The sequence below is a fragment of the Flavonifractor sp. An52 genome (assembly GCF_002159385.1).
Classification (GTDB): domain Bacteria; phylum Bacillota; class Clostridia; order Oscillospirales; family Oscillospiraceae; genus Flavonifractor; species Flavonifractor avicola.
Window position 1 is genome coordinate 15,734 of record NZ_NFIB01000010.1, and the last position, 11,826, is coordinate 27,559.

Annotated in this window: 7 protein-coding genes and 1 pseudogene; 4 read left to right on the plus strand and 4 right to left on the minus strand. The window is 62.2% G+C overall.

Annotated features, from left to right (window positions below):
• Positions 1-7 precede the first annotated feature (7 nt).
• The gene (locus B5G06_RS05495; protein ID WP_087188090.1) at positions 8-3,436 is read right to left on the minus strand and encodes a pyruvate carboxylase; all 3,429 of its coding nucleotides are present in this window, start codon (positions 3,434-3,436) and stop codon (positions 8-10) included.
• 431 nt (positions 3,437-3,867) lie between these two features.
• Here B5G06_RS05495 and recG point away from each other — a divergent pair, with 431 nt between their 5' ends.
• Both recG and B5G06_RS05505 read left to right on the plus strand, forming a co-directional pair.
• A complete protein-coding gene (gene recG / locus B5G06_RS05500) occupies positions 3,868-5,955 on the plus strand; it encodes an ATP-dependent DNA helicase RecG (RefSeq protein ID WP_087188091.1) in 2,088 nt (695 codons plus the stop codon).
• A gap of 24 nt (positions 5,956-5,979) precedes the next feature.
• On the plus strand, positions 5,980-6,366 hold the full coding sequence (locus B5G06_RS05505; protein WP_087188092.1) for a C-GCAxxG-C-C family protein: 387 nt from the start codon (positions 5,980-5,982) through the stop codon (positions 6,364-6,366).
• 51 nt (positions 6,367-6,417) lie between these two features.
• Here B5G06_RS05505 and B5G06_RS05510 read toward each other — a convergent pair whose 3' ends face one another.
• The 3 genes and pseudogenes from B5G06_RS05510 to B5G06_RS05520 all read right to left on the minus strand — a co-directional run bounded on the left by B5G06_RS05510 (position 6,418) and on the right by B5G06_RS05520 (position 10,039).
• Entirely contained in the window at positions 6,418-7,788 is a 1,371-nt protein-coding gene (locus B5G06_RS05510) for a DUF4179 domain-containing protein (protein WP_087188093.1), read from the minus strand.
• Between the two features lie 3 nt (positions 7,789-7,791).
• Positions 7,792-7,962: pseudogene (locus tag B5G06_RS05515) on the minus strand (sigma-70 family RNA polymerase sigma factor); the annotation flags it as partial.
• A 166-nt stretch (positions 7,963-8,128) separates the two neighbouring features.
• The gene (locus tag B5G06_RS05520; protein ID WP_087188094.1) at positions 8,129-10,039 is read right to left on the minus strand and encodes an FUSC family protein; all 1,911 of its coding nucleotides are present in this window, start codon (positions 10,037-10,039) and stop codon (positions 8,129-8,131) included.
• Between the two features lie 165 nt (positions 10,040-10,204).
• Here B5G06_RS05520 and mutY point away from each other — a divergent pair, with 165 nt between their 5' ends.
• Both mutY and B5G06_RS05530 read left to right on the plus strand, forming a co-directional pair.
• A complete protein-coding gene (mutY, locus tag B5G06_RS05525; protein ID WP_087188095.1) occupies positions 10,205-11,275 on the plus strand; it encodes an A/G-specific adenine glycosylase in 1,071 nt (356 codons plus the stop codon).
• The gene (locus B5G06_RS05530) at positions 11,245-11,820 is read left to right on the plus strand and encodes a thymidine kinase (protein WP_087188096.1); all 576 of its coding nucleotides are present in this window, start codon (positions 11,245-11,247) and stop codon (positions 11,818-11,820) included. The genes mutY and B5G06_RS05530 overlap by 31 nt, the downstream gene beginning before the upstream one ends.
• Positions 11,821-11,826: the final 6 nt, after the last annotated feature.

Genomic DNA, 11,826 nt, shown 5'->3' on the forward strand with positions numbered 1-11,826 from the left:
CGCTGTATTATTTAATAGTGATGAGCAGCTCGCCGGCCTTGACGGAGCCGCCTTCCTTGATGAGTACCTCGTCCACGGTACCCGCCATGCGGGCCACCACGGAGGTCTCCATCTTCATGGCCTCGATGACGGCCAGGACCTGGTTCTCCTCCACCCTGTCGCCGGGCTTGACGTTCACCTTGGACACCATGCCGGGGATAGAGGCGCCCACCTGGCTCTTGTCGGAGGGATCGGCCAGATTGACCTTGCGGGCCTGCGCGGTAGCGCTCTTGTCGGGCACGGCCACCTCGCGGCGCATACCATTGAGCTCGAACTGCACGTTGCGGGTGCCGTCCTCGTTCAGGTCGCCCAGACCCATATACTTGATGACCAGGGTCTTGCCGTCCTCGATGTTGATCTTGTTGGTCTCGCCCAGGGCCATGCCGTTGAAGAACACATGGCTGCCCATGCGCATGATATAACCGTACTCCTGACGGTGACGGTAGAAGTCCTCCACCACCTTGGGATAGAGGCACCAGGAGATGACGTTGTGGTCGGAAGCGTCGGGATAGAACTTGCGGACCTCCTCCCGGGCCTTCTCAAAGTCGATGGGCTCCAGCAGCTCGCCGGGGCGGCAGGTGATGGGCTTCTCGCCCTTGAGGACCACCTTCTGCAGGTCCTCGGGGAAGCCCCAGGCGGGCTGACCCATCATGCCCTTGAAGTAGCTGACCACGGAGTCGGGGAAGGTGAGGGCCTCGCCCCGCTCCACGATATTCTCGGGAGTCAGGTCGTTCTGCACCATGAAGATGGCCAGGTCGCCTACCATCTTGGAGGAGGGAGTCACCTTCACGATGTCGCCCAGCATATGGTTGACGGTCTTGTACATCTCCTTGACCGCCTCGAACTGGTGGCCCAGGCCGATGCTCTCCACCTGGCTCTTCAGGTTGGTGTACTGGCCGCCAGGCATCTCGTAGCGGTAGATGTCGGTGGAGGGGTTCTTGATGCCCGCCTCAAACTTGCTGTAGCGCAGGCGCACGTCGGCCCAGTAGTCGGACAGCTTCTGCAGCTTGTCGCTGTCCAGGCCGGTGTCCCGCTCCTGGCCATGGAGGGCGGCCACCACCGCGTTCATGGAGGGCTGGCTGGTCATGGAGGACATGGAGTCGATGGCGCAGTCCACGATGTCCACGCCGGCCTCGGCGGCCATCAGATAGGCGGCCACCTGGTTGCCGGAGGTGTCATGAGTGTGCAGATGGATGGGCAGGCCGATCTCCTGCTTCAGGGTGGACACCAGCTTCTTGGCGGCGTAGGGTTTCAGCAGGCCGGACATATCCTTGATGCACAGCAGGTGAGCGCCCCGCTTCTCCAGCTCCTTGGCCATGTTGACGTAGTACTCCAGGGTGTACTTGTCCCGCTTGGGGTCCAGGATGTCGCCGGTGTAGCAGATGGTGGCCTCGCACAGCTTGCCCTGCTTGAGCACCTCGTCCATGGCCACTTCCATGCCGGGGATCCAGTTCAGGGAGTCAAAGATGCGGAACACATCAATGCCGCCGATGGCGGCCTCCTTGATAAAGGCGCGGATCAGGTTGTCGGGGTAGTTGGTGTAACCCACGGCGTTGGCACCCCGCAGCAGCATCTGGAAGGGAATGTTGGGGATTTTCTCCCGCAGCAGCCGCAGACGCTCCCAGGGAGACTCGTGAAGGAACCGGTAGGCCACGTCGAAGGTGGCGCCGCCCCACATCTCCAGGGAGAAGCAATCGTTGAGGATTTCGGCGGTGCCCTCGGAGGCCTTCAGCATATCCCGGGTACGCACCCGGGTGGACAGCAGGGACTGATGGGCGTCCCGCATGGTGGTGTCGGTGATGAGCAGCTTCTTCTGGTCCAGCACCCAGTCCCGCACCGCCTCGGGACCCTTGCTGTCCAGCAGCTGCTTCAGGCCGGTACACTTGGGCGGGGTGTTCTCGTAGGGCGGGAAACGGGGAATGTCATGCTGAGGACGCTCGGCAGAGGGGGAGTCCACCTGGATCTGGGCGATATATTTGAGGATCTTGGTGGCACGGTCCCGTCCGGTGTCGATGTCGAAGAGCTCGGGAGTCTCGTCGATAAACTTGGTGTGGCACTGGCCGGCCTGGAAGGTGGGGTGGGCCAGAATGTTGGTGACGAAGGGGATGTTGGTTTTGACGCCGCGGACGTGCTCCTCGCTGATGGCACGCATGGCCTTGCGGCACACACCCTCGAAGGTGTTGTCCCAGGAGGTGACCTTGACCAGCAGAGAGTCGTAATAGGGGGAGATCTCAGCGCCGGTGTAGGCGTTGCCGCCGTCCAGACGGACGCCGAAGCCGCCGCCGGAGCGGTAGGCGGTGATCTTGCCGGTGTCGGGGGCGAAGTTGTTGGCCGGGTCCTCGGTGGTCACCCGGCACTGAAGAGCATAGCCGTTCATGTGGACGGCATCCTGAGAGGGGATGCCGATCTCAGGGGTGGACAGGGGGTGACCCTCGGCAATGAGGATCTGGGCCCGCACCAGGTCCACACCGGTGACCATCTCGGTGACGGTGTGCTCCACCTGGATACGGGGGTTCATCTCGATGAAGTAGTGGTTGCCCTCCTTATCCACCAGGAACTCCACGGTGCCGGCGGAGACATAGCCCACGTGCTTGGCCACCTTGACGGCATCCTCATACAGCTTCTGGCGAGTGGCTTCGGGCACGCTGAAGGCGGGAGCGAACTCCACCACCTTCTGGTAGCGGCGCTGCAGGGAACAGTCGCGCTCGCCCAGGTGGACCACATTGCCGTGCTTGTCGCCCAGGATCTGTACCTCGATGTGCTTGGGCTCCACCAGGTACTTCTCAATGAAGATGTCTTCGTTGCCGAAGGCCTTCTTGGCCTCGCTCTTCACCAGATTGAAGGCGGGGATGACTTCCTCCGGCTTGTCGCAGCGGCGCATACCGCGGCCGCCGCCGCCGCCGGCCGCCTTCAGAATGATGGGGAAGCCGTAGGAGATGGCCTTCTCCAGGGCCTCTTCTCCGCTTTTCAGTGGTTCAGAGGAGCCGGGGATGGTGGGCACGTTGCAGGCCTTGGCAATGGCCTTGGCCGTCAGCTTGTCGCCCATCTGAGCCAGAATCTTGGAGGAGGGGCCGATGAAGGTGATGCCGGCATCCTCGCAGGCCTTGGCAAAGTCGGCATTCTCACTCAGGAAGCCGTAGCCGGGGTGGATGGCGTCCACGTTGCGGCGCTTGGCCAGGTCAATGATGGAGGGGATGTCCAGATAGGCCCCCAGGGGGGACTTGTTCTCGCCGATGAGATAGGCCTCGTCCGCCTTGGTGCGGAAAAGGGCGAAGGTGTCCTCGTTGGAATACATGGCCACCGTGTGCAGGCCCAGATCGTAGCAGGCCCGGAATACCCGGATGGCGATTTCGCCCCGGTTTGCCACCAGGACCTTGTTGAACTTACATTCCGCCATGCTGTCCGTCCTTTCTAACAAAAATCTCTTACTGTGCAAGCAATCCCCGGTCACTCCTTCGTGCCCGGGGCTGAGGGCCCGGTCCTTTCCGGGCATATTCCCTATGATATTATACCAGTAGTGACATTATATCTTATACGCTAAAGTATTTGCAATCATTTTTCTTTAAAATTGCAAATCTTGGCGGGAACTACAGGAATCTTCCCGGCCGCTTGCCGGGAAATAGGAAATATGCTACACTCAGTTTGTCGAAAAGCGGTTTCGACAAACTGAGTGCCTTTTTAAAACTTCTGAGAAGTTTTAAAAAGTTTTGACTGGACGCGAAAGGACACCCTGATGGTTTCCTTTCACACTATCTTCCCTTCCGAAAATGGAAGCCTGGAAACTTTTTATGCAAAAATGGTATAGAACGATGCAAAAGAGGTGAGATCATGTCGCTGACACTAAAGACCGGCGTGGAGGCCCTGCCTGGGGTGGGTCCTGCGCGGGCCAAAGCTCTGGCCCGTCTGGGGCTGACTACCGTGGGTGATCTGCTGGGCTACTATCCCCGGGACTACGAGGACCGGCGGAAGAGCGCCTCCATTGCCTCGGCGCCGGCGGATGTGCCGGTATGCCTCACTCTGATGGTGGCCGAGCCGCCCCGACTCTCCCGTATCCGAAAGGGGCTGGAGCTGGTGAAGGTGCGCCTGGTGGATGACACCGGCAGCCTCACCGCCACCTTTTTTAACCAGGCCTATTTGAAGGATGCCCTGCGGACGGGGGAAACTTACGTCTGTTTCGGCAAGGTGGAAGGTGAGGGCGCCCGGCGGCAGATGACCAACCCGGTGTGCGAGCGGGTGGACAAGGTGCGCTTCACCGGCCGCATTTTGCCGGTATATTCCCTGACCCACGGGGTGTCCAACAACCTGCTGGCGGGGCTCACCCTCCGGTGCGCGGAGGAATGTGCCGGCCAGGTGGAGGAGAGCCTGCCCCATGACCTGCGGCAGGCCCACCAGCTGGCCGAGGCGGAGTTTGCTGTCCGCAACGTCCACTTCCCTGCCGATGAGGATGCCCTGGCGGTGGCCCGACGGCGGCTCATTTTCGAGGAGCTGTTCTATCTCACCTGCGGCATGGCTCTGCTGCGTACCCGCCGGGACAAGGCGGCAGGGCTGCCCTTTGAACAGTTCCCAGAGGAGGACTTCCTAAATCTGCTCCCCTTCTCTCTCACTGGGGCACAGCGGCGGGTGATTGGGGAGATGACTGCCGATCTCACCTCCGGCGCTCCCATGAACCGGCTGGTCCAGGGCGACGTGGGTTCGGGTAAGACCATGCTGGCAGCCTACGGGGCCTGGCTGGCGGCGAAAAACGGGTATCAGTGTGCCCTGATGGCCCCCACCGAGCTGCTGGCCGAGCAGCACTACCGCTCACTGTCCCCTCTGCTGGAGCAGGCGGGACTGCGGGTAGGACTGCTCACCGGCGCGGTGAAGGGCAAGGCCCGCAAGACGGTGTATGCCGCCCTGGAGAGCGGCGAGCTGGATTTGGCTATCGGCACCCACGCCCTTTTGAGTGAGGGAGTGACCTTTGCAAAGCTGGGGCTGGTGGTCACCGACGAGCAGCACCGCTTTGGCGTGGGCCAGCGGGCGGCTCTGGCGGCCAAGGCCAACGGTACCCCCCACGTGCTGGTCATGTCGGCCACCCCCATTCCCCGCACCCTGGCCCTCATCATCTACGGCGATCTGGATGTGTCGGTGGTGGATGAATTGCCCCCCGGTCGTTCCCCGGTGGAGACCTATGTGGTGGGGGAAGATAAGCGGCAGCGGATGTACAATTTTGTCCGCAAGCTGGTGGGAGAGGGGCGTCAGGTCTATATGGTCTGTCCCGCTGTGGAAGAGGGGGAGGCTGACGGAGAGGAACCGGGTCCCGGCGGCCCGGCAGCTGACCTGAAAGCCGCTGTCACCTATGCCCAGACCCTCCAGACCCAGGTCTTTCCCGACCTGCGAGTGGGCCTGGTCCACGGCAAGATGAAGAGCAAGGAGAAGGACGCGGTTATGACCGCTTTTGCCGCCGGGGAACTGGATGTGCTGGTATCCACAACCGTCATCGAGGTGGGGGTGGACGTGCCCAACGCCGCCCTGATGATCGTGGAGAACGCCGACCGATTCGGCCTTTCCCAGCTCCACCAGCTGCGGGGCCGGGTGGGCCGTGGCAAGCACCAGTCCTACTGCGTGCTGGTGACCTCCACCCGCAGCCAGGACAGCCGGGAGCGGCTGCGGGTCTTGTCAAAAACCAACGATGGATTTAAAATCGCGGAGGAGGATCTGCGCCTCCGGGGCCCCGGCGACTTTTTCGGCTCCCGGCAGCACGGCCTGCCTCAGCTGGGCATTGCCGATCTGGCGGGGGATATGCGGGTGCTGAAGGAGGCACAGACTGCCGCCGAGGAACTGCTCCGCTCCGACCCCGGCCTGACTCTGCCGGAGCACACCGGACTGCTGGGACGGGTGAAACGTCTTTTTGCCGAGCAGGGGGACGTATTTAATTAACAAGAAAAGGACAGAAAAGATTCTATGGACCGTATGGAAGAGACCAAGGGCCTGCGGGCCCGAACCGATATCCACTTCAACTGCTGCCAGTCGGTGCTGGTGCCCTTTGCCGACCAGTGCGGACTGAGCAAGGAGGCAGCCTACCAACTGGGAGCCCACTTCGGGGCGGGCATGAAGCACGGCGCCACCTGCGGCGCGGTGACCGGGGCCCTGATGGCCCTGGGTATGGCGGGGGCCGACAACAACGCCGCCCTGGACCTGATGCGCCGGTTCCGGGAGCATAACCAGGCCCTGGACTGTGCTACTCTGCTGCGCCTGGCGGAGGAGCGGGGCGAAGAGCGCAAGTGCCACTGCGACCGGATGGTGTATGAGGCGGTGGAACTGCTGGAGGAGCAGCTGGAGCGGAAGTAAGCGTGAAAAAGGGGCCCGGCCTGTCAAACAGGCCGGGCCCCTTTTTGCGGTTCAGTTCAGAGTGAGCGTGATGGGAGTGTCCAAAGTGGAGGTGTGGTAATCCAGGATCTCCAGTTCCACCTGGTCAAAGGGATAATCTTTCAGGGGAACGGACTCTTCAAAGATGCCCTCCAGCTCCGTCCCGTCCTCATCTCTGGCGATGGTGTGGGATGCCATACTGAAGTGGTGCTCGCTTCCGTCGGGAGCGCGGTAGATGGGACCTACCACCTGGCGGAACACCATGCCGTCTGCCAGGGTGGGGGCCCGGAAGGTGAGGGTGGGGATGTCGTCGATTTCCTCAATTCGAGCCAGAGTGATGCCGTCGGGCAGAGGATCAGTCCGGCCAGTGGTCAGATCTACCGTGACCCAGTGTTCCTCTTTGTCCTGCCAGATGGCTCCTTCGATGTGAAGGGTCAGGTGCTGGGCATCCTCAAAATAGCTGCTCTCAAAGCGGTAGGAGGTGACCCGGGGGGTGCCGCCATCGCCGTGGGCGATCAGCCCCTGAGGCCGGTCATAGCGCACGCCCTTGTCGTCCTCCAGCCAGCAGGTCAGGCTGTTGATTTGAACGGTGTTGGCCTCGTCCTCCTGGATGTCCACCCGGACGTGGGTGGGGTAGATCTCCAGCCCCACTACTTTCAGCTGTTGGCCGTCCAGAGTGAAGGGCTGGTCCAGGGTGATCTGACTGCCCTGGCTGGTAAAGTTGGGGTCGAACTGTAGGGTGAAGGAGAAGTTGGCCACCGCATCGGGATCAGCGGGTGGATCGTTCCACAGGCCGGAATCTTCCGACGGAACAGAGGCTTCGGTGTCGTCCGCCGCCCACACCTTATAGTCCAGGATCAGGGTATCGGGTACGTCCTCCTCCTGAAAGTCGATGGAGATCCGTCGCAGCTCCTTCGGGTCGCTGGGGGTCTGGGGGAAGGAGAGGCTGGCATGGGCTTGCTGGCCGTCGGCCATTCGGATATCCCCGGAGCCGTCCAGCTGGGAATAGCGGTCACTGCTCAGGGAGAAGAAGACATTGACCTGCTTCTGGTCCACAATGAGATATTCCACCTTCATGGTCACGTCGCCGTCGGTCTGGCTCTGCGCCACCCGCTGGACATATTCGTGCTCAATGGCGGCTTTCAGGCTGGGGGAAAAGGCCACGGCGGCGGTAAGCTCCTTCAGGATGGGGATGTTGGAGCAGGCCAGGGCGAAGGGAGTTACCAGGTTGACCAGCAGCACAAAGACGGCAAACATGGCGGCCACGCTGCCGGCGGGGGCGGCCACCCATCGGCTCAGCCGGCGCCGACGTCTGGCCCTGGCCCGGGGCAGGGCGGACTCCAGCCCGGAGGGCGTCTGCTCCAGCTCATCCAGGAGCAGGCGGTATTCTTCCATACGGTCCATGGTTCAAGCCTCCTCGCTTAATTCCAGTTTCAGCAGGGACAGGGCTTTGCGCTGCCGGGTGGAGACGGTGCCGGTTGGGATCTCCAGGGCCTCCGCTGTCTCCGCCAGGGTGAGACCCTGGAAGTAGCGCAGGATGATGACTGCCCGCAAATCCCGAGGCAGGCGGCGGATGGCCTCCTTTACAGTCTGGCCTTAAGTGCCTCGGTACGGGTCGCAAATTCCTGTTCGGTCAAGGGTGGCGCCCCCCTTTCTGCCTATTAGAGTATTTGGCGGGCCCTTTTCATTGCGTGGTGCGAAAAAATCAGCCGCGCCGCAAATTGTTTCTGCGGCGCGGCTGTTGTTATGCGTTTGCCAGGGTCTGGGCGTTTTCCATATAACGGCGGACCACATAGCACAGTTCCCCTTGGGGCAGCGTCTCCACCGGGACGCCGTTCAGATCGGTGAGGGGACAGATCCGGGCGCCAAGGGCGGCGGCCACGCTGTCCAGGGCGGTCTGCTCCTCCGGCGTGACGGCCCCTGACTGGATAAGACCTTCTGTCTGCTCCAGCTCGGAGAACATATTCCACAGGATCACCAGCCGTTTCCGGTGGTATTCGGCCTCCTCGGGGGCCTGATGGTCGGTGTACTGGGCAGCTTCATGATAGACCATGTGGAACTGGGAGAGCAGTTCGCTGAACAGGGCGGGGTCCACCGGCTGGCGGAGGCTGCGGCGGATGACCTCCCAGTAGTAGGCCTGGAGCCGGTAGAGCTCCTGGAAGTTCCGGCGGAACTGGGGCTCCTTCCGGTTGGGCAGCAGGAAGGTGTTGACCACCAGCACCAGCGCCACTGCCATACCCAGATACATGAGCCGCAGGCCGATGGCTTCGGTCTCCTGTACCGTTAAAGTGGCCATGGTGAGAGCAAAGGAGGTGGAGAAAATGGGATGGACCCAGGTGCCTGGGGTACAGCAGTACATCAGGGAGATCATAATGAGGGAGAACACAAAGATACCTGGTAGGCCGGGCAGCCAGGGATACACCAGATGGACAATGACACAGCCGATGGCTGTGCCCACGGGGCGGGTGACCATCCGGTGGGCGCTCTCCTCATAGCTGGGCTGGAGGAGCAGGAAGGCATGGAGGGGAAACCAGTAGGTGTGCTCAAACTCCCACAGGAAGCTGACGGTGGTACTGATGGTCATAACCACCGCAAGACGCAGAGCGAAGCGAAACTCAAACCGGGCGGGGGAGAACCGCTGGCACAGGCTGCTCCAGGCAGCCCGCCAGGGCACCTTGCGGAAAAAGGGGTCGTGCTGGGCGTGGAAGGACTCCCGGCACAGGAGCAGCAGGGTGTGGAGTACGCTGCGGTAGAAGATGCGCAGACGGCCCTGGGGCAGGTCGGTATTGTCAAGCAGGGCCTGAATGCGGGCGGCCAGCCGCTGCCGGGCGGCGGGCTCCCAGGCGCTTTGCAGCTGCCGCACCACCTCCGCCAGGGTGTGCATGGTATGGGGGAAAGTCGGGGTGTTTTTGGCGTCCTGCCAGGAGGGACCGTCGGTGACCAGATAGGAGGCCCGCTGAAACAGCAGAGCCAGCAGATGATAGCATCGCTTCTGCCGGTCAGGCAGGTGGAGCAGGTGCCGCCGGTCATAGCCCTTCCGGTGGAAACTGCGGGCCAGGTCGTAGAGCTCCTTGCCGGCGGCCTTGTCGTCGCCGCCGTCAGCCAGTCCGTCCAATAGATCGGCCAGCCGCAGCAGGCTGGCGGAAATCTGACCCGCCGGGTCACTGGTGATGTGGGTTACCCTGGCGTTGATGAGCAGAGCGATCACCAGCAGTACGCAGCAGAAGCCCACCGCCTCCAGCTGAATGGGCAGCTGCTCCAGCGTGGGTGGACGCAGCTCCAGAAAGACGAAGGTCATGGCGTAGCCCATGTGGCCCTTGGGGGTGAACTGGCTGCACTTCCAGAACACCAGGAAGAAGGGTACGGCGAAATTCAGGATGGCGCACAGCCACACATTGAGGGCGGCGGCAAAGGCCAGCAGGCACAGCAGCAGGGACATGAGGCACATGGCCGCGTAGTCCTCCAGCCGGTTGGCCTCCTTCCGGCGGAGCTGAAACAGGGTGGTGGAGCAGGAGACCACCATGGCGTAGGTGCTGCCGAAGATCCAAGTTACCAGCAGGAACTGGACCACGTAGAACAAAATGGTGGAAAAGGCCCCCTTCCACCGGCGCCAGAACAGCGCTGGAAAGCCCCTGATGCCGGAACCCGCGGCCACAACAGATACCCCCAGTCGAGATTGATTGCTTATCTAACATTATAGAGGTAACCTGTTGGTAAGCGCAAGGGGGCGAAGAAAATTTTGTAGAACCGTGGGAATTGAAAAAGGAGGGCGGCCATTATATAATGAGCGGGATAACAATCAGACTTTGGAGGTATGCCTTTGGAACCCCTGGAACTGCTTCCCATCCCGCTGCTGCAATGGTATCGGGAAAATGCCCGGGTGCTGCCCTGGCGCAGCGACCCCACCCCCTACCATGTATGGATCAGCGAGATCATGCTCCAGCAGACCCGGGTGGCGGCGGTGCTGGACTACTACCGACGCTTTCTGGCGGAACTGCCCACTGTGGCTGATCTGGCGGCGGTGGAGGAGGATCGGCTCATGAAGCTGTGGCAGGGGCTGGGCTATTATAACCGGGCCCGCAACCTGCAAAAGGCGGCCCGCCAGATCATGGAGGATCACGGCGGCGTCTTTCCCGATACCTATGAGGCCATCCACGCCCTGTCTGGTATCGGCGACTACACCGCCGGAGCCATCTCATCCATCGCCTTTGGCATCCCAGAACCGGCGGTGGACGGCAATGTGCTGCGGGTGGTGGCCCGCATCACCGGGGACGACGGGGATATTATGAAGCCGGACACCAAGGCCCGGATGGGAGCGGCTCTGAAGCGGGTCATGCCGGTGGATGCCCCCGGGGACTTTAACCAGGCCCTGATGGAGCTGGGGGCCACCGTGTGCCTGCCCAACGGCGCCCCCCTGTGCGATCAGTGCCCGGCCAGAGACTTCTGTATGGCCCGTTTGACGGAGCGCACCGGGGAACTGCCGGTAAAGGCGGCCAAAAAGGCCCGGCGGGTGGAGGAGCGGACGGTGTTCCTCATCTTCCGGGATGGGTCGGTGGCCCTCCGGCGGCGGAAGAGCCGGGGCCTGCTGGCGGGACTGTGGGAGTATCCCAACGAGCTGTCCCCCGCACCCTGCCCGGTGGAGGCCCTCTCCCTGGAGCAGGGGCCGTCAGGCAAGCACATTTTTACCCATATCGAGTGGCATATGAAGGCCGTGCTGGTCCAGACGGCCGGCGATACCCTGCCTGAGGGCTGGGTGTGGGCCACTTTGGAGGAACTGGACCGGGACTACGCCGTGCCCAACGCCTTTCAGGCCTTCAAGCCTGCGGTGGAGGGGCGGCTTAAAGGAGAAGGAGAGGAACCATGGCAAAGCTGTATTTCCGGTATGGAGTGATGGGCTCCAGCAAGACCGCCAACGCCCTGATGGTGCGCTACAACTATGAGGAGCGGGGCCAGGATGCCCTGCTGGTGAAGCCTGCCATCGATCAGCGGGACGGGGCCCGGTTTGTGGCCTCCCGGGCGGGGCTGAGCCACGACTGCATCTATTTTTCTGACCTGATGGAGATGACCCCCCGGGAGCTGAAGCCCTATGCCTGCATCATCGTGGATGAGGCCCAGTTCCTCAGCCGGGAGGAGGTGCGCTACCTCACCGACCTGGTGGACGACTGGAATATCCCGGTGATCTGCTACGGCCTGCGGGCCGACTTCAAGGGGGACCTGTTCCCCGGTTCGGCGGAGCTGCTGGCCAGCGCCGACGTGATCGAGGAGGTCAAGACCATCTGCTGGTGCGGCAAGAAGGCCCTGTGCAACGCCCGTTTCGACGAGCAAGGCAATGTGCTCAAGGAGGGCGAGCAGGTGGTGCTGGGGGCCAACGACCGATACATCGGCCTGTGCCGTAAGCACTGGAAAGAGGGCAACCTGGGCCCCAAGCAAAAGTAAGTCCCA